General features: G+C 63.2%; 13 protein-coding genes and 1 pseudogene. 9 read left to right on the top strand and 5 right to left on the bottom strand.

Annotated features, from left to right (window positions below; all coding sequences use genetic code 11):
* Nucleotides 1-30: 30 nt before the first annotated feature.
* Nucleotides 31-1,974, bottom strand: coding sequence for a PH domain-containing protein (locus tag BW14_RS07970; RefSeq protein WP_140490033.1), 1,944 nt, complete (start codon nt 1,972-1,974; stop codon nt 31-33).
* A pseudogene (locus BW14_RS12550) lies at nt 1,974-2,242 on the bottom strand (PH domain-containing protein). The gene BW14_RS07970 and the pseudogene BW14_RS12550 overlap by 1 nt, the downstream one beginning before the upstream one ends.
* A gap of 1,054 nt (nt 2,243-3,296) precedes the next feature.
* Between BW14_RS12550 and BW14_RS07960 the strand changes: the two are divergent.
* Both BW14_RS07960 and BW14_RS07955 read left to right on the top strand, forming a co-directional pair.
* Nucleotides 3,297-4,424, top strand: a complete 1,128-nt coding sequence (locus tag BW14_RS07960; RefSeq protein WP_181162339.1) for a CPBP family intramembrane glutamic endopeptidase — start codon at nt 3,297-3,299, stop codon at nt 4,422-4,424.
* Nucleotides 4,425-4,452: 28 nt separating this feature from the next.
* The gene (locus BW14_RS07955) at nt 4,453-5,562 is read left to right on the top strand and encodes a diguanylate cyclase (protein ID WP_140490029.1); all 1,110 of its coding nucleotides are present in this window, start codon (nt 4,453-4,455) and stop codon (nt 5,560-5,562) included.
* Between the two features lie 140 nt (nt 5,563-5,702).
* Here BW14_RS07955 and BW14_RS07950 read toward each other — a convergent pair whose 3' ends face one another.
* Nucleotides 5,703-7,052, bottom strand: a complete 1,350-nt coding sequence (locus tag BW14_RS07950) for an FAD/NAD(P)-binding oxidoreductase (RefSeq protein WP_140490027.1) — start codon at nt 7,050-7,052, stop codon at nt 5,703-5,705.
* A 317-nt stretch (nt 7,053-7,369) separates the two neighbouring features.
* Here BW14_RS07950 and murA point away from each other — a divergent pair, with 317 nt between their 5' ends.
* Nucleotides 7,370-8,695, top strand: coding sequence for a UDP-N-acetylglucosamine 1-carboxyvinyltransferase (murA, locus tag BW14_RS07945; protein WP_140490026.1), 1,326 nt, complete (start codon nt 7,370-7,372; stop codon nt 8,693-8,695).
* Between the two features lie 73 nt (nt 8,696-8,768).
* Here the strand turns inward: murA and BW14_RS07940 are convergent, their stop codons facing one another.
* Both BW14_RS07940 and BW14_RS07935 read right to left on the bottom strand, forming a co-directional pair.
* The gene (locus tag BW14_RS07940) at nt 8,769-10,052 is read right to left on the bottom strand and encodes an MFS transporter (RefSeq protein ID WP_140490024.1); all 1,284 of its coding nucleotides are present in this window, start codon (nt 10,050-10,052) and stop codon (nt 8,769-8,771) included.
* A gap of 207 nt (nt 10,053-10,259) precedes the next feature.
* On the bottom strand, nt 10,260-10,907 hold the full coding sequence (locus BW14_RS07935; protein ID WP_140490022.1) for a TetR/AcrR family transcriptional regulator: 648 nt from the start codon (nt 10,905-10,907) through the stop codon (nt 10,260-10,262).
* Nucleotides 10,908-11,035: 128 nt separating this feature from the next.
* Here BW14_RS07935 and argS point away from each other — a divergent pair, with 128 nt between their 5' ends.
* The 6 genes from argS (at nt 11,036) to BW14_RS07905 (ending at nt 18,436) form a co-directional block, all read left to right on the top strand.
* Nucleotides 11,036-12,889, top strand: coding sequence for an arginine--tRNA ligase (gene argS, locus BW14_RS07930; RefSeq protein WP_140490020.1), 1,854 nt, complete (start codon nt 11,036-11,038; stop codon nt 12,887-12,889).
* Nucleotides 12,890-13,120: 231 nt separating this feature from the next.
* A complete protein-coding gene (locus BW14_RS07925; protein WP_044089893.1) occupies nt 13,121-13,417 on the top strand; it encodes a type II toxin-antitoxin system RelB/DinJ family antitoxin in 297 nt (98 codons plus the stop codon).
* Between the two features lie 2 nt (nt 13,418-13,419).
* Nucleotides 13,420-13,710, top strand: a complete 291-nt coding sequence (locus tag BW14_RS07920) for a type II toxin-antitoxin system YafQ family toxin (RefSeq protein WP_044089894.1) — start codon at nt 13,420-13,422, stop codon at nt 13,708-13,710.
* A 310-nt stretch (nt 13,711-14,020) separates the two neighbouring features.
* On the top strand, nt 14,021-15,661 hold the full coding sequence (locus tag BW14_RS07915; RefSeq protein ID WP_044089895.1) for a diaminopimelate decarboxylase: 1,641 nt from the start codon (nt 14,021-14,023) through the stop codon (nt 15,659-15,661).
* Nucleotides 15,662-15,769: 108 nt separating this feature from the next.
* Nucleotides 15,770-17,086, top strand: coding sequence for a homoserine dehydrogenase (locus tag BW14_RS07910; RefSeq protein ID WP_044089896.1), 1,317 nt, complete (start codon nt 15,770-15,772; stop codon nt 17,084-17,086).
* 252 nt (nt 17,087-17,338) lie between these two features.
* On the top strand, nt 17,339-18,436 hold the full coding sequence (locus BW14_RS07905) for a homoserine kinase (RefSeq protein ID WP_044089898.1): 1,098 nt from the start codon (nt 17,339-17,341) through the stop codon (nt 18,434-18,436).
* Nucleotides 18,437-18,461 lie beyond the last annotated feature (25 nt).

Here is an 18,461-nt window from a genome sequence, read left to right as displayed (position 1 = left end):
TAATCAATGCCATAGCCGGTGGCTTGACTGTCATCGCCGGTCTTCAAGCCATCCGGCAAGAACGTCGGCGTCCGGTCGATGCATGAACATGAACTGCAGTGTATTGATGCCGTTCATGACGAACAGTGACATCTGCACGCGTTCGATGCCGCGCGGTTCGCGCCATAGTGCGGTGGATCGTGTGATCGATTGGACACGCGCACGACGCGTCACCATAAGATACGTAGTCGATCTGATACTGCCGGTCACCATGATTCTATGGTTCATCGGCATGCCTGTTAGTATGGCGTATCCTTCCTCGCGCGACTTGAGCCATCGCGTCGCAATCCAATACAATCCTGCAGCTGCTGGCACAATTGCAATCCACCAAGGCCAGCCAAGTTCAGGCCCTGGGCCCGGGTTATCGCCGAGTTCGAGGCCGACGAACGGCCCGGCTTCGGAACCCAGCCACACCAGTGCCGTCGCGCCTACAGTGGCGGCAATCGGCATGGTGAGATAGTACCGGAGCAAATCGCGCCCGGTATACCGCAGCGGGGCGCTGCCTGGGTTATGGATGCTGCGCGCCTCGCTCGGCAGCTGTGGTACATCCCATTCCGGCAGCATCGCTTGCAATACTTGATAGACGCGGCGGGTGCTGATCACTGGCAGGATACGAGCCGCCGAAATGCCGCTTTCCTCGTTGGCCGAGTTCACCGAGGAGCTCAGCCCGAGCCCGACCGAACACAGGTGGAACGGACGGCGCAACAGCGACTGACGTACCGCCACCGTCTGGATTCGGCTGACCGGAATCGTCGTGGTATGACGTGTGAACAGGCCGCGCACCACCACCAGATCGTCGCCGCGACGCCAGACCTCGAACCCATAGAATCGCAGCAGCGACGTGATGATGCTCACCAGCATGAGCAGTATCACGCAGGCGAGGATCAATAGCAGGATCGCCGTCACCCCGCTGGCAAGCACGGCATCGAACGAATCCATGGCATCGTGCATGAGCTTACGGGGCAATACATCCTGCACGTTCTGCACGAACCCGTACACCACGAATGCGGCGGCGATGAATCCGATGTCGGTAACGGAATAGAGCACGATGTCCCTCACCGAGGCGCGGAACACGGGAGATTGAGCGGACGCTGTCTGAACAGAAGCTCTGCACGATGATGCCGGGGCGGCGGTGTCCCCGTGCATGGTGATTGCTGGCGTGGGCTCGGATGCGGCGGTGGAGTAGCGTTCGGTGACTAAGCCGGAATCCGAGATTGCCTCCGGCGAGGCGGCGGAAGTCGCTGGCGAGGCTTCCGACAGGGCCGCTGGGCTTGATTCTCGCGCGGCCGCCCGCAACCGCTCCAGTTCGAGTTGCAGCGCTGCGGGCACCGCGTCCAAACGAATGTCCGTATCCATGGCACCGGCCGCTGAAACGGTAAGGCTCACGACGCCGAACGGTTGCAGGTACACGGGTGCCGCACTGTTGATGGCGTGAATCGAACCATAGCTGATGGTGCGGTTCTTGCGGAAGAACAGGCCGGATTTGAACGACAGCGCATCGTTCCCGAGCCGGTATCTGGTCGTGAACCAGGCGACGGCGGGCTGGGACAGCGCCACCAAGGTCACGCCGATGATAATCAGCACAATGACCAGCGGTGACAGATGCTCCCTCATGATGATGAGCAGGCCGAGGAACAGGCCCACCACGCCTTTGATGGTTTCCGCCAGTCCCACGATCAGCGCGGCGGGATGCAGCATGCGCCATGCCGCATTGGAGCTGGGTTGGTTATCGGGGCCGGTGCCTGAATCGGGATTGGCGCTGGGACCGGGACGGGAATCAGACGTTGGATTGGTGTCAGAGGGCGTGGCGGTGCCGGAGGACGTGGCGGTGGCGTCGCTCGCGGTGCTATCGGAACCATCGGCAGTTGGAGGGACATCAGCCATCAGAGAGTCATCGGTTGTCGGGGAGACGCGGACGTTGCTGGTATCACTCATCACAGGTCGTCCTTTGCTGCGGCCACACGTTCGGTGATGAGCGCCACGATGCGCTCGGCCTCGGCGGTATCCAGTGCGGCTATTTCGTGCTCGTCGGCGGCGGTGTGCACCACCACTGTGGTGAGTCCGAAATGACGTTGGACCGGGTCTGTTTGGTGTCCACGTGCTGCACGCGGGTGTATGGCGTGGTGGTGGAGGTGCGGAACAGCCAGCCTTTGCGGGTGGCCAGATCGCGCTCGCCGATACGGAAGCGCGTGAAGGCGTACATATATTTGGTCTGCAACGGCTGCGAGACGAGTTCCAGCACCGCATAGACGACGGCTACCCCGATAATGAGCCGTTGCCAGAATCCCCACCAGCCGTTCGCGAGGCAGATGGCCGCAATCACGCCGCATACCGCCAGCCAGATCGCGCACTGGAACGCCTCGGTGATGAGCCACACGGTACGCACTCGCGGAGGCAATGGTCGCCAGCCCTCGGGACAGGAGATGGCCGGGGTGACGTCCATCGGTGCCGGCTCGATATGCGCCATGGCGGGTTCGGCTATATCGGATTGCGTCGCGTCGGCTTGAATTGTATCGGTTGGTGTTGCATCCGATGGCGTCGTGTCGGTTTGCGCGGTGCGATCCTGTTGATGATTGTCCATCATGTCCCCCTACGTCGGCGGGCGCACTAGTGCTCCCTGTCGTCATCCACTGTATCGGATATGGCTCGTTCTCCGCAGAGTCCCGCCAGCGCATTCATTGGTAATTGTGGACATCGTCACAAATCATTCAGCAACAGCGGTTAGGTTGAACGGTATGACTATGAACGAACCGAATCCGTTGCAGGAGCCGTCACCGTCGACGCAACCTGTGCAACCCAGGCAGAACGAGGCTCCTCAGCAGGATACGCAGACTCAGCATACGCAACCGCAGATTAGTGCTGTGCAACCGCAAGTCCAGACGCCTACGCCGGCGTACCGGCCGGTATCGCAACCGGTGACGCCGCAACCGTACCCCGCGTACCCCGCGCAGCCGCAGCTGCAGTCGCAGCAACCAATGCCGCATTCTTCACAGTCGTACCCTGTGCAACCGCAGCCTCAGCAGTATGGTCAGCCGGCTCAGCAGATGCCGCAACAGTACCCATTGCAGTATCCTCCACAGCCGCAGCCATATGCAGTGCCGCAGCCGCAACTATCGCCGCAGCCTCAACCTGCACCGCAGTCACAGTCGTATGACTCTGCACAGTACCAAACGCAACAGCCGGCATATGTTGCGCAGCCGCAGCCGCAACCGTACCCCGTACAACCGCAACAGTATCCTGCCCAGCCGCAGCGGCACATGCCGCAAACCGCACAGTATCAGCCGTATTCCGCAGCGCAGCCTCAGCCGGCGTACCCCGTGCAGCCGCAGCCCCAACTGCAGCCGCCGTACCGCACGCAATACCAGCCCCCGCAGCCCCAGCAGCCGCCGGTCATTGCCATCGACCCGCGCCAGGCGTGGCGTACATGGCGCAGGCGCGTGGTCAATCGTGCGATGGGCCTCACATTCATCTATGAAGCCATGATGTACGTAGGCAGCATCATCGCGATGATTGCGCTTGGAGTAATCGCACCCAGCCTGGTGGAAGGCGACTCCACCAAAGGCGACGGCATCATAAGCCTCGCTTCGCTGGTCTTCGCCATGGGATTCCTGCTCATCATGCGTCACCGTGACATCGTCACCCGGGAATTCTGGCTCGGCGGTTCGCATAGGGACACTTATGGCGAGCCGAACCAGATCGGTCGTGTTAGCCAGTATGGCGGTGGACGCATGCGTCCACAATGGTTCCTGATCTTCGTGCTGCTCGGCATGGGCACGCAAAGCGCGGTCAGTCTGGTGCAGCTGGTGCTCTCGTCGTTCGGCGCGGCGATCTCCTCGCCGACGTCGGAAAGCCTCGACCAGTCCGCGAACACCGTGACCATGTGGCTCTATATCGGCCTGTTCGGGCCGATCTGCGAAGAGGTGATGTTCCGCGGCGTGCTGATGAAGGAGCTGAAGCCGCTGGGCAGGAACTTCGCCATCGTGACCTCTGCGCTGGCGTTCGGCCTGTTCCACGGAGACTTCGTACAAGGGGCGTTCGCGTTCCTGTTCGGCTTGATTCTGGGCTTTGTGGCGATGGAATACTCGCTGGTCTGGTCGATCGCGCTGCACATTTTCAACAACGCGGTGCTCTCCGGATTGATCGACACTTGGTTCGCCGGGCAGCTCAATGATAGCCAATACGGCGTGTATGTGATCGTGTTGACGGCGGTCGGTGCGATTGGCGCGGTGGTGGCGCTCGTGGCATACGGTCGTGGACTGAAACAGTACCGGCTGCAGAACCGCAGTATTCCGGACACGTATGCCGGATGGACGTCGCCGGTGTTCATTGTGTTCATCGTGGCGAATGTGGCGCAGGCAGCGCTGTCACTCGCCGGCGTGATGTGACGTTCGCGGCATGGCTTATCGTTGGAATATGAGTGATTTCGAGCCGTTTTATGACGTGAATCGCACGTACGAAGACAACTACGAGTATGGCCCGTTCGGCGCGTTCGCGCAGGCGCTGAAGGCCGATGCCGATGACGAACCGATTGCTGGGAAGCAGCAGGGCGAAACCTTCCTAGGGCAGCCGGTGAACCTGGCGTTCGGCATTCCCGCGGGACCGCTGCTCAACAGCCGCTTCACCACTGCCGCCTTCCGCATGGGCTTCGATCTGGCCACCTACAAGACCGTGCGTTCGCGCGCATGGGGCTGCAACCCATTCCCGAACGTGCTGGCCGTGCACCCCAAGTCCGCGGACGGCTCGCTGACGCCCGGCAGCGCCGAGCTGGACGAAGGTGTGTTGGCGGACACCAATTATGAGCTGCCGATCTCCATCTCCAACAGCTTTGGCGTGCCGTCCAAGGATCCGGAGTATTGGCAGCCGGACATGCGTGCCGCCATTGCCGCAGCCGGTCCGGGACAGGTCTTGGTGCCAAGCTTCCAGGGATCGCGCGTCGAGGGCATGAGCGAGGCGGAATACATCGCCGACCATGCCACCACGGCCCGTTTGGTCAAGGAGACCGGCGCGAAGCTCATGGTGATGAACACCAGCTGTCCGAACGAGGGGCACAACAGGCTGCTGTGCCATGACCCGCTGCTGGTGGGACGTATCACCGAAGCCGTGAAGAACGAGATCGGCGATACGCCGCTGATGATCAAGCTGGCGTACATCCCCAGCGACGACGACCTCGAACTCATGGTGCGCTCCTCGGCCGCGCGCGGCACCGTGCAGGGGTTCAGCACCATCAATACGATTTCCGCCCGTCTGGTGGACGTGCATGGCAATCAGGCGCTGCCCGGTGCAGGCCGTGACCGTTCCGGTGTGTGCGGCAACGCCATTCGTGGTGCGGGGCTCGACATGGTGCGGCGCCTGGCCGCCATCCGCGAGCGTCTGGGGCTTGATTTTGCGATCAACGGCGTCGGTGGTGTGGTGTCTCCGGCCGATTATGCGGCGTACAAGGCCGCCGGCGCAGATTCCGTCATGTCCGCCACCGGAGCCATGTGGGATGCCGAGCTGGCCCGCAAGATCAAAGAAGCTCGGTGATCGCTGCGGGATATCGGGAATCGGCCCCTCGTAACGCAGTTATGCAGTGACGAAGGGCCGATTCGGAGAGATTACGGATTCGGATTACGGGGTGTCCCAGCGCAGTCCCAGAGCAACCTCAGGGCGTCCGGACTCTCAGCTCAGGCCTCGGCGGTGGCCTTCATGGCGACCGCGCCCACGTAGTAGACGGGCTTGTCGAAGTTCGGTTGGAACAGGAAGTCCACGTTGGCCAGCTGGTCGATGGTGAATCCGGCCTGGATGGCCATCGAGATCACATTCGCGGCGCCGGAGATGTCGGCCTTGGAGCAGAACTGGCCGCCCTTGACCTTGCGGGTCTCGGGGTCCCAGGTCAGGATCGAGGTGACCGGCGTGGTGGTGAGCATGAAGTCCGGACGGTAGTCGTCGACCAGCGAGGTCTCGCGCACGGTGAGCCCGCGCCGCTCGGCGCCAGCCTGCGTCAGGCCGGAAGCGGCCAGAGAGAGGTCATACAGCTGCACGGCCGAGGTGGCCTGTGTGCCCATGTATTTCACGGTCGGCTTCTCGATATTGCGTCCCACCAGCAGGCCCTGGCGCACGGCGTTGGTGGCCAGCGGAATGTAGTCGTGCTTGCCGGTCGGGTTGTAGAACACGGTGGCCGAGTCGCCGGCGGCGTACACGTCCGGCACGGAGGCCTGCATGTAGTCGTCCACGATGATTGCGCCGTTGGGCAGCATGTCCACCTTGCCCTTGAGCAGGTCGGTGTTCGGCAGGAAGCCGACGGCGAGGATCGCCATTTCGGCCGTGTATTCGCCCTTTTCGGTGACCACGGTGACTGTATCGTCGTCATTGTCGCGGAACTCCACCACCTTCTGGCCGAGCGCCAGTGTCACGCCGTGCTCCTCGAACGCGGCGGCCACCTGATCGGTGATGGTCTTGTCGAAGTTGTTGGCCAGCGGGCGGTCAAGGCCGTCCACCAGCGTGGTCGTGACGCCGGTCAGGCTGAACTGCTCGGCGATTTCCGCGCCGATGTACCCGGAGCCGATCACCACCGCCGACTTGGCGGACTTCGCCTTCTCCTTGATGGCGATAGCATGGTCCCAGTTCTTGCACAGCAGCACATGCGGGCTGTCGATGCCCGGAATCGGCGGAATCACCGGGCGTGAGCCGGTGGTCACGACCAGTTTGTCGAAGGCGAGCGTCTCCTCGGACGCCGAATCGCCGCTTTCGAGCGAGCGGTAGGTGAGCGTCTTGCCCACCGGGTCTACACTGGTCACATCGGTGCGCATGTGCATGGTCGCGCCCGCCTGAGCAAGTGCCTCGGGGGAGGAATAGAACATCTTCTTCGGATCGGATACGTGGTCGCCGACCCATAGTGCGATGCCGCAGGACAGGAAGGACAGGGTGCCGTTGCGCTCGAATACGTGGACGGTCCAATCCGGGTGCTCGGCGAGGATCGAGGTGGCGGCGAATGTGCCGGCGTGTGTGCAGCCGATGACGGCGACGGTGGTCATAATGCTCCTTTGCTAGTGGCCTAGGCGTCTATTGCCCTGCACTGAATCGTATCGTAAGGGGATGGAGAATGTGCGATAGAAAATGTGAGCCAGGTAACATTATCGGAACATGATGGTGTGTTGGCGTCAGGCGGGTTGCCAGGTGTAGGTGCCGGGTGGGTGCCGATCGGCAAGGTCCCGCGGGGCGCGGGAATGGCGCACGGAATCCGCGGCGCGGCGGCGTTCGGCTCCAAGCGCATTTCACCGAGTGCGCACATGGGTTATGGCAAACTGGACGATAGCGTTTGAACCGCAGACCGTATATATAGGAGAATGGCGTGGCTGAGAATACGAATGATGTGCTGCATGTTGAGGGCGGCAAGCCGCTGAACGGTACCATCAAGGTCCGTGGCGCGAAGAACTTCGTGAGCAAGGCCATGGTGGCCGCGCTGCTCGCTCCGGGCAGGTCGGTGCTCAGGAACGTGCCCGAGATCCGTGACGTGCACGTGGTCTCGGATCTGCTGCGCCTGCATGGCGTGAGCGTGGATGTGGACGGCGCGAACGGTGTGGTGACCATCGACGCCTCGCATGTGCAGCTGGCGGATGTGGCGGACGTGGACACGCTTTCCGGCTCCTCGCGTATCCCGATCCTGTTCTCCGGGCCGTTGGTGCACCGTCTGGGCGAGGCGTTTATCCCGGCGCTCGGCGGCTGCGCGATCGGGGGCCGTCCGATCGACTTCCATCTGGAGACCCTGCGCAAGCTCGGCGCCACGGTGGACAAGGAGCATGAGGACGGCATCCACATCACCGCGCCGGACGGCCTGCATGGCGCGAAGATCCACCTGCCGTACCCGTCCGTGGGCGCCACCGAGCAGACGCTGCTGGCGGCCGTGCTGGCCGAGGGCAAGACCGAGTTGTCCGGCGCGGCCATCGAGCCGGAGATCATGGATCTGGTGGCCGTCCTGCAGAAGATGGGCGCGGTGATCTCGGTGGATGTGGACCGCACGTTCCGCATCGAGGGTGTCAAGGAGCTCAAGGGCTTCACGCACACGTCGCTCACCGACCGCATCGAGGCGGCCTCCTGGGCCGCGGCCGCGCTCGCCACGCATGGCGACATCTTCGTCAAGGGCGCCACGCAGCCGGAGATGATGACCTTCCTCAACGTGTTCCGCAAGGTCGGCGGCGAGTTCGACGTGACCGACACGGGCATCCGTTTCTGGCATCCGGGCGGCGATCTGAAGCCCGTGGCCATCGAGACCGACGTGCATCCGGGCTTCATGACCGACTGGCAGCAGCCGCTGGTCGTGGCGCTGACCCAGGCGAACGGTCTGAGCATCGTGCATGAGACCGTGTACGAGAACCGGTTCGGTTTCACCAAGCCGCTCGTGCAGATGGGCGCGACCATCCAGCTGTACCGCGAGTGCTTGGGCTCCCTGCCCTGCCGTTTCCAGCAGCGCAACTACAAGCATTCCGCCGTGATCTTCGGACCCACCCCGCTGACCGGCCGCGACATCGACGTGCCCGATCTGCGCGGCGGCTTCAGCCACCTGATCGCGGCCCTCGCGGCCAAGGGCCCCTCCAACGTGCAGGGCATCAGCCTGATCGACCGCGGCTACGCCGACTTCCGCGGCAAGCTCGCAGCCCTCGGCGCCGACTTCGACTGACGGTGCCGGCAGGCAGTTCGGGTTTGATTCAAAATAGTCGATGGGCGTCTCAGGCAGCGAGTCTCAGGCCGCGTCAGTCGTCGAATTTCTTGGATAGCGGCACCATCAGCACGATAAGCACGGCTGAGCCGATGGCGGTGGCGGCAAGCACGACAGCCACCGGGATGTGGTCGTAGGCCCATCCGTACGCCATCTGGCCAATTGGTTGGGCGCACATCGAGATGGCGGCGGTCATGGCCATCACCTTGCCGGTCATGGATTCCGGAGTGCTCATCTGGATCGTTGGAATCGCGATGAGATTGGTGAAGCAGCAGGCGATCATCGTGCAGCAGGTGAAGATCACCAGCACGAGCAATCTGGCCCATGCGCTCGCCGGAATCATGAATACCACTGCCTGAGGCACCACGGTCAGCGAAAACAGGAACAACGCCAGCGGGAAATGCCGCATCGTGAGCTTGGCGGCGAACAACCCGGCGGTGAACGCGCCGGCCACGCCGGCGACGCCCACCAGTCCGTCGGCCACGCCATAGACGGTCGCGTCGAAACCGAGCACCGTGCGGATCGTGTAGGGGAAGCCGACCGCGGAGTATCCGATGACGAGGAAGTTCAGCGCTGCGGCGAACAGCAGCAGCTGGAACACGTTCGGCCGGTCCTTGACCAGGAAGCGGATGCCGGCCTTGAAATCCTCTATAGGGGTCGGCAGCGCCTCGTCGCCGCGGTCGGGTGCGGCGAGACGGATGAGGCATTCGAGCGCGGCGGCCGCGGCGAAGCTCACGATGGTGATGATCATCATCAAACGGATGCCGAACATCGCATACAACACACCTCCGAGGAAGCTCGGCAGCAGCGAACCGATTTGCTGCACCTGATTGACCACGGCCATCGCCTGGCGCATGGTGGCCTGACCGTGCTGGCGGAACATCTGGGGGAGCGCGGCCTGCACGGTGGGCGTCTCGAACGCGCCGAGCACAGCGAGCAGCACCTGCATCACGGCGATGGCCGCGATGTTGAACCCGATGGCGGCGAACACTAAGGCGCTCGCCAGCACCAATACGCCGGAAAGCGCATCGAGCGCCACCATGATGGTACGGCGGTTCATGCGGTCGGCCAGAACGCCGCCGAACGGCGAGAGAACGATCATCGGCACGACGGAGACCGCCAGGATCGACCCGAACACCGTGGCCGAGCCGGTTTCGTCCAACACCCACATCGACATGGCGAAGCGCAGCATGAGATTGCCGAACAGTGAGATGCCCTGTCCGGTGACGAGCAGGATGAAGTCACGGCTGAGCAGCGGTGGTTGCTGCGGTTGCGGTGATCGCTTCGGTTGTGGTGATTGCGAGGATTGCGATGCCATAAATGATTCCTTACGGTGCCCGAGATGATTCCTCATCGGTGGGATGGGATGAAGTCGGTGATTGTCGGCTGATGGCTATATGTGGCGGATACAGCTGGTGTGACGGATGCATTGGTCGGTTACGGCTGTGGGATTGGGATAGTCGGTTTGCCGCAACGGTTGCGACGGTTGCCACTGCAGCGAAGCCGCCGCCGCAACGGTAGATGATTATTCAATGTCGAACGATGCGTAGAAATCAGTGGTTTGTTCGATCAGCTTGTCGTCGAACACCGGCACGCCTATGGCGCTCATCATCGCGGCGATGCACTGGACGCGATGCCGCAGTGAGGCGGACGATGCAGGATAGAACATGGGCAGTAGCCAGTAATTGGTGAGCAGGGCGATGAGTTCGGCGGCTTCGCGCGGGTATTCGGTGGGAATCGAACCATCCGCAACGCCCTGCTCGATTATGGGCAGCCAATGCTCCGGCAGATCGGCGGTCCAGAAATGCATGTTGTTGGCCAGGCAGACCGGGTCGTTGAGCATCGGCAGCGCTGCTTGATTGAGCTTGTTGTGCTCCGTGTTGCTGACGGCGAGGGTGAACAATGCCCGCAGCTTGTCGAGTCCGGTGAGGTCTTCTCGGGCCATGATTTGGTCGCGGAGTCCCTGGCTGTAATCCCAATCGGCGCTGTTCAGCCGGTCCAGAATCGCTTCCTTGGATTTGAAATGATGGTAGATCGCTCCTTTGGAGAGGTCGCCGAGCCGGTCCACGATGTTCTGGACAGTGGTCTTTTCGTATCCCTTCTCGACGAACAGATCGCGCGCCGCTTCAAGGATGCGGCGCTCGGTCACCTCCGGATGCGCGTTGCGTGCCATGTGTTGCTCCTTTCGGTGTGCTGGCTCGCACTATACATACCGCCGGTCGGTATGTATAGGCGTGCGGCGAGCCCGCGCGCAATAGGCCGAACGCCGCAAACGTCGGTGCGGCCGGTATCCTTGGAAGAATGAGTCCTGAAGCCTTAAGTGAACTGATTTCCAAGATTGCCCACAACCTGGTTGCCGAGGGCAAAGCCGGCCAACTGACCGACGATCTGATCCCGCCGGTCGACAAGCTCGCCGTCATGCGCCCGAAGGATCGCGCGCACGGCGACTGGGCCTCCAACATCGCCATGCAGCTGGCCAAGAAGGCCGGTATGAAGCCGCGCGACCTGGCTGAGCCGTTCGCCGCCGAACTCACCGAGGCGGATGGCGTCAAATCCGTGGAAGTGGCCGGCCCCGGCTTCATCAACATCACCCTTGACTCCGCTTCGGCCGCCGCCGTGGTCGATCAGGTGCTGGCCGCCGTGAAGGACGAACGCGGCATCTCCACGTTCGGTCGCAACGAACACCTTGCCGGCAAGACCCTGAACCTCGAATTCGTCTCCGCCAACCCCACCGGCCCGATCCACATCGGCGGCACCCGCTGGGCAGCCACCGGCGACTCGATGGCCCGCGTGCTCGAAGCCAACGGCGCCAAAGTCGTGCGCGAATACTACTTCAACGACCACGGTGAGCAGATCAACCGCTTCGCCAAGTCGCTGGTGGCCGCATGGGCCCGCGCCAACAACCTCGGCGAGGCCGGCTACCAGACCGAAACCCCGTTCGATGGGTACAAGGGCGCCTATATCGACGAGATCGCCCGCCGCGTACAGGACGAGGCCAAGGCGGACGGCGTGGACCTGACCGCCCTCCAGCATGAGGACCAAGGCCTCAACGCCGACGGCGAGCCGGTCGGCGAATCCGATTCGGAGCTGCGTGAGGAGTTCCGCAAGCGCGCCGTACCGATGATGTTCGACGAGATCTGCAAGTCCATGAAGGACTTCCGCGTGCACTTCGACGTCTGGTTCCACGAGAACAGCCTGTATCAGGATGGCGAGGTGACGCGTGCCATCGAAGAGCTGCGCGAACGCGGCGACATCTACGAGAAGGACGGTGCCACCTGGTTCGAGTCCACCAAGCACGGTGACGACAAGGACCGAGTGATCATCAAGTCCAACGGCGAATTCGCATACTTCGCCGCCGATATCGCCTACTACTGGAACAAGCGCCACCGCGACGGCAAGCCGTCCGCCCCGGCCGACATCGCCATCTACATGCTCGGCGCCGACCACCACGGCTACATCGGCCGCATGATGGCCATGTGCGCGGCCTTCGGCGACAAGCCGGGCGAGAACATGCAGATCCTCATCGGTCAGCTGGTCAATGTGCTCAAGGACGGCAAGGCCGTGCGCATGTCGAAGCGCGCCGGCAACGTCGTCACCATCGACGACCTGGTCGAGGCCATCGGCGTGGACGCATCCCGCTACTCGCTGGCCCGCACCGACTACAACTCGCCGGTGGACATCGACCTCAACCTGCTCGCCTCCCACTCCAACGACAACCCGGTCTACTACGTGCAGTACGCGCACGCCCGCTCCTGCAACGTGGACCGCAACGCCGAGGCCGCCGGCATTTCGTATGACGGTGCCGATCTGTCCCTGCTGGACACCGAGGCGGACGGCGAAGTGCTCGCCGCGCTCGCCCAGTGGCCGGCGCTGCTGACCTTGGCGGGCGACGCGCGCGCCCCGCACCGCGTGGCGCATTACCTTGAGGATCTGGCCGCCGCCTACCACAAGTGGTACAACGTGGAACGCGTGGTGCCGATGCCGTTGACCGACCCGGAGGCCCGTGGCGACGAGGAGACCCGCAAGGCCCTCGAAATCGCCAAGAACCCGGAGCCGGCTCGTGCCGCGGCCCGTCTCAAGCTCAACGACGCCGTCCGCGACGTGATTGCCGCCGGCCTCGACCTGCTCGGCGTTTCTGCGCCGGAAAAGATGTGATGGCCTTCGGCCATCGCTGTGTTCCGCGATGCTCGCGACGTATATGATGAGTGAGGCAGTCCCGATTATGGGGCTGCTTCATGTTTTTCTGCTGCTGTTTACCGATTGCGGTTTGCGGTTTGCTTGCACATCGTTCACCGGTTTGTGCACTACCGTGGTGCTGATGTGGTAATATTAGCCACAACTGTGCACATATGGCTGTATGTTCATTGGAATTTAAGGAGGATTGCCATGACCGCAGTGACGACTTCCCCGAATGCGACGGAATCCAAGGCCATCAGGGCGAGCAAACAGGTGATCGCCCAGGCGTCGGAAGTGGCCGAGGAGTACGGGCTCACCCTCGCCTCCGCTACGCGTGCATTCTGGACGCAGATGGCCCGCACCCGCAGCATTCCACTGACCTTTGAATCGGAGAAGCCGAACGAGGAAAGCCGCGAAGCCATCCGCGAAACGCAGGAGATCATCAAGAACGGCCGGACGCATGATTTCAAGACGGCTGATGATATGTTCGCCAGTTTGGGAATTTGATTATGCTGGAACCTGAATACACGCCTCGATTCAATAGGGATATCAAACGTCTGAGGAAAAAGCGGATTGATACTGCTCCTTTGCGACAGGTGGTCAGGCTCATCCTTGACGACACCGTCGAATCCATCGAGGAGCTGAAACGCCGCCACAACATGCACACGCTGTCCGGAGAGTGGAAGGGCTCCAACGAATGCCATATCGCCAACGCCGGCGACTGGCTGCTTATCTGGTGCACCACCGACGATCTCGCCATCTTCCAGCGCACCGGCTCCCACGACGAACTCTTCAGCTGACGGTTCAGAGTCGCTGGATAATCGGCCGCTGAGCGGCCGGGGCCTGAGGACGGCAGACCTGATGAAAAGCAGACCTGAGGGCAGCAGCGGACCGCGCGTGCTCGGGCCGTCGAGTCGCACACATTGCAGGTCGGATGGTGCCGCACGACCCGCACAATGGAATATCCGGCGGCACTGTGCACACCGATGTGGCACAGTGGTAGCCAGACCAGTCTGAAAACGCTGCTGCAATCAGGGCCATACGCCTCTGCAGACGCCTGTAAGCGCCAGCAGACGTCGAACGACATCAAGGGACATCCAAGGAGACACCATGCCTATCACCCATATCTGGCCCGCCGCTTCGGCCGTGGACCCGGCCACCGGAGCCATTGAATTCCACGGCCGTACGGCCGAATCGCTGCTGGACGAGTTTGGCTCGCCGCTCTATCTCATCGACACCGACGAGGTCAATGAGCGCGCCCGGCACTTTGTGCGCGCCGCGGCCGCCGCATTCAACAACTCCACCACGCACGTGAGCTTCGCCGGTAAGGCGTTCCTCTCCAAGGAGATCGTGCGGCTCGTGCTCGACGCCGGCATGTACGTGGACACCTGCACGATGGGGGAGATGCGCATCGCCCTCGCCGCCGGTGCACCCGGCCGTCGTCTGGTGCTGCACGGCAACAACAAGTCCGACGCCGAAATCGAGCTTGCCATCGAACAGGGCTTCGCCAAGATCGTCGTTGACGAGCCCGGGGAACCCGAGCGTATCGCGGCCATCGCGCGTCGTCTCGGCAAGCGCGCCCGTGTGATGCTGCGCGTCACCGTCGGCGTGCACGCGGGCGGGCATGAATACATCTCCACAGCGCACGAGGACCAGAAGTTCGGCGTACCGCTGCTGCCGGCCAATGCGAATGCCGCCGTACTGGATACCGCGCTCAAGAATCTCGCGGACGTCACTCCGGCAGTAACCAATGCGCGATTCGCCGAAGCGACTGCTGCTGCTGCGGACAGTGCCGCAAGCGCTGCGGACGGCGGTGTGGAAGTTGGACATAAGGGCGAACGTCAGCTGCAATACAATCTTCGCTACCCATACGATTTGAGCCACGAACAGGTTTCAGACAAGGACAAGGCGCTCGCCGAGGCGATGACCGCCATCGCGGACGGTCCGGCCATCGCCGTGCTGAAGACCATCCTCGCCAATCAGGATGTGTTGGAGCTCGTGGGCGCGCACTCGCACATCGGCTCCAACATCCATGATGCGGACGCGTTCATCCAGGCCGGCAAGCGCATGATGCTGCTGCGCAAGACCTTGTACGCCACCGATGCGTTCACCCTGCCGGAGATCGACCTCGGCGGCGGTTACTCCGTAGCCTACACGGATGGCGAGGATTCGATGGACATCGACGTGGAGCTGGGCCGCTTGGCCAAGGCTGTGGGCGAGACCAATCGTGCGCTCGGCATGCCGGCTCCCGCGATTTCGTTCGAGCCGGGGCGTTATATCGTCGCCCCCGCAGGCGTGACTCTGTACCGCGTGGGCACCATCAAGCATGTGCACCTGAGCGGCGACGGCGACCGTGCGCCGAAGGATGCCGAAGGCAACCCGATCAGCGAACGCGTGTATGTGTCGGTTGATGGCGGCATGTCCGACAACATCCGCCCAGCCCTGTACGGCGCCGATTACACCGCGCGACTGGCGAACCGGGCGGGCTCTGCCGAGACGATGCTTGCGCGCGTCTGCGGCATGCACTGCGAGTCCGGCGACATCGTGGTGCATGAGGTGAGGCTGCCCGCCGATTTGCGGCGCGGCGACATCCTTGCCGTGCCGGTCACCGGCGCCTACGGCCGCACGATGGCGAGCAACTACAACCAGGCGCTTATTCCGGCCGTCGTGGCTGTCAGCGAGATCGGGGCGCATGTGATGCTGCGCCGTCAGACGATCGACGACCTGCTGGACCTCGACGTCAGCGAGTGACATCCGCTGATGACGCCGGCGGACGAATGGACAGTCCCCGGTCGCTGTAGGAATCAATCCGTACAATAACAATGGGAAATCAAGCTTGTATTTGGAAGGAATGGTAAAGTGGCAGAACTGAATGGAACCCCGATTCGCGTAGGCCTGTTGGGTGCCGGCACGGTCGGTTCGCAGACCGCCCGTCTGATCGTCGAGCAGAAGGATGAGCTTTCCGCCCGCATCGGCCGCCCGATCGAACTGACCGGCGTGGCCTGCCTGGACCCCAAGGAAACCGAGAAGTTCCCGTGGATCGACCAGTCCATTGTCACCACGGACACCATGAGCGTGGCCACCAACTCGGACATCGTCATCGAGCTCATCGGCGGCACCACCGTGGCCCGCAAGTTCGTGCTCGCCGCCATCGAATCTGGCGCATCCGTCGTGACCGCCAACAAGGCGCTGCTGGCCAAGTACGGCCCGGAGATCTACGCCGCCGCCGAGGCCAAGGGCGTCGACATCTACTTTGAGGCGGCTGTGGGCGGCGCGATCCCGTTCCTGCGCCCGCTGCGCGAGTCCCTCGTGGGCGACAAGGTGACCAGCATGCTCGGCATCGTCAACGGCACCACCAACTACATCCTCGATGAGATGACCACCAAGGGCCTCCAGTTCGAGGATGTGCTCAAGGACGCGCAGGCCAAGGGCTACGCCGAGGCCGACCCGACCGGCGACATCGAGGGCTACGACGCCGCCAACAAGGCCGCCATCATGGCCACCCTCGGCTTCCACACGCCAGTGACCATCGACGACGTGTCCGTCGAGGGCATCACCAAGATCACCGCCGACGACATCGCAGCTGCCACCGCCGAAGGCAAGGTCATCAAGCTGCTCGCGGTCGTCGAAAACGGCGAGGCCGGCGTCTCCGCCCGCGTCTACCCGGCGCTGCTGCCCGAGTCTCATCCGCTCGCCTCTGTGCACGGCTCGTTCAACGCGATCTTCGTCAAGGCCGAGGCCGCCGACGACCTCATGTTCTACGGCCGCGGCGCCGGCGGCGCGCCGACCGCCTCCGCCGTGGTGGGCGACGTGGTCACCGAAGCCCGTCACATCGCCGCAGGCTGCACCGGCCCGTCCATTCCGCTGTACAAGAACCTGCCCAAGGCCCCCGTCAGCGCCTCCAAGGCAGCCTTCGCCGTGCGCTTCCTCATCCACGACAAGCCGGGCGTGCTGGCCGCCATCGCCACCGAGTTCGCCAAGAACGGCGTCTCCATCAACGGCGTGAACCAGGACCTGAAGCCCACGCTGACCGACCCCGGCTACGACGGCGAAATCCAGCAGCTGCGCGTGGTGACCCATCTGACCGACGAGGACACGTTGCGCGCGACCGTCAAGGCCGTGCAGGCCCTCGACTTCGTGACCGGCGAGCCGTCCATCCTGCGCGTGCTGGACTGATCGGTATGAATGCCATCTCCCTCTGATGCATCGATTTGAGGGGCTCCCGCATCAACGGCTTCCTCTGGTGGGGGAGTTGGCTTGGCGGTTTATCGGTTTGAGGAGTATCCGCATCAACGGCTCCCTCTGATGAGGGAGCTGGCGGCGAAGCCGACTGAGGGAGAGAAAAGCATGGTAGGGTGGTCTCTCCCTCAGCCGCGTTCACACTAGACAGCCCCCTCATCAGAGGGAGCCAATCACAGAGGAAGCTATATGAATCCCATTTGCACACAGGTCAAGGTGCGCGTGCCGGCCACGTCCGCCAATCTGGGCTCCGGCTTCGACACCGTCGGCCTCGCGCTCGACTACCACGACGAGCTCACCTTCACGCTCAACCCCGACCCGTCCGACGGCGTGGCCCATGTGTTCATCCACGGCGAGGGCGAGGACACGCTGCCGCGCGACGAGACGCATTTGGTGGTCTCCACCTTCCGTCGAGCCTGCGCCACCTTCGGTCTGGGGCGGCTCGGTTTCACGCTTGAGGCCACCAACAACATCCCGCAGGCGCGCGGCATGGGATCCTCCGCCGAGGCCATCGTGGCCGGCATCGCGGCGGCGGCCGCCTTTGCGCAGCCCGGCGACCTTAATCGTCCGGCCATTTTCGACATGGCCGCCCAGATCGAGGGCCATCCGGACAACGTGGCGCCGGCCGTCTTCGGCGGGCTGACGGTCTCGTGGGACTTCGCCACGGCTGAAGGCGTCGGCTCGGTGGCCATCCCCGGTGGCGAGCCGCTGCACGGCAGCTTCCACACCGTCAACTATCCGGTCGATCCGGCCATCACAGCTGCCGTGTTCGTGCCTGATTATGAGCTGTCCACCGAAAAGGCCCGTCAGGCGCTGCCCAAGGAACTGCCGCACAAGGACGCCGTATACAATGTCTCCCGCGTGGGACTGCTGCCCGCTGCGATGAACCCGGTGGTGCTCGCCCAGGCTGCGGCACAAGGCGGTGCCGATGCGCTCGGCGGTGATGCCGGTGTTGCTGCAGCTGCCGCGAACGCGCCGGTGAGCGCCGCCGCATTCGCCGCCGCGGCCGCTCAGGCTAACGCGCTGCTGTTCACCGCGACGCAGGACCGTCTGCATCAGCCGTACCGTGCGCCGCTCATGCCGCCGTCCACCGAACTCATCGCGCTGTTCCGCTCCAAAGGCTATGCCGCCGCCGTCTCCGGTGCCGGCCCGTGCGTGCTCGTGCTGCACTACGGCGACGCCCGCGAGGCCATCGACCAGGTGGCCGTCAATCAGCTGGCCTCCGGCCACTGGCGTGTGCTTCACCTGCCCATCAACACCGCCGGCGTCGAAATCGAGCGGCGATAGCGGCCAGATTGCATCTCGATCGTTT

The organism is Bifidobacterium sp. UTBIF-68, assembly GCF_006408855.1.
GTDB classification, from domain to species: domain Bacteria; phylum Actinomycetota; class Actinomycetes; order Actinomycetales; family Bifidobacteriaceae; genus Bifidobacterium; species Bifidobacterium reuteri.
This window is presented reverse-complemented; position numbering and strand designations above follow the sequence as displayed.

Bases quoted from the DNA above. Each gene is read 5' to 3' on its own strand.
- BW14_RS07920 (WP_044089894.1), top strand. From the start codon at position 13,420: ATGCTGGAACCTGAATACACGCCTCGATTCAATAGGGATATCAAACGT.
- BW14_RS07935 (WP_140490022.1), bottom strand. From the start codon at position 10,907: ATGGCACGCAACGCGCATCCGGAGGTGACCGAGCGCCGCATCCTTGAA.
- BW14_RS07905 (WP_044089898.1), top strand. From the start codon at position 17,339: ATGAATCCCATTTGCACACAGGTCAAGGTGCGCGTGCCGGCCACGTCC.
- argS (WP_140490020.1), top strand. From the start codon at position 11,036: ATGAGTCCTGAAGCCTTAAGTGAACTGATTTCCAAGATTGCCCACAAC.
- BW14_RS07960 (WP_181162339.1), top strand. From the start codon at position 3,297: ATGCCGCAAACCGCACAGTATCAGCCGTATTCCGCAGCGCAGCCTCAG.
- BW14_RS07970 (WP_140490033.1), bottom strand. From the start codon at position 1,974: ATGAGTGATACCAGCAACGTCCGCGTCTCCCCGACAACCGATGACTCT.
- BW14_RS07950 (WP_140490027.1), bottom strand. From the start codon at position 7,052: ATGACCACCGTCGCCGTCATCGGCTGCACACACGCCGGCACATTCGCC.
- BW14_RS07940 (WP_140490024.1), bottom strand. From the start codon at position 10,052: ATGGCATCGCAATCCTCGCAATCACCACAACCGAAGCGATCACCGCAA.
- BW14_RS07925 (WP_044089893.1), top strand. From the start codon at position 13,121: ATGACCGCAGTGACGACTTCCCCGAATGCGACGGAATCCAAGGCCATC.
- BW14_RS07915 (WP_044089895.1), top strand. From the start codon at position 14,021: ATGCCTATCACCCATATCTGGCCCGCCGCTTCGGCCGTGGACCCGGCC.
- BW14_RS07955 (WP_140490029.1), top strand. From the start codon at position 4,453: ATGAGTGATTTCGAGCCGTTTTATGACGTGAATCGCACGTACGAAGAC.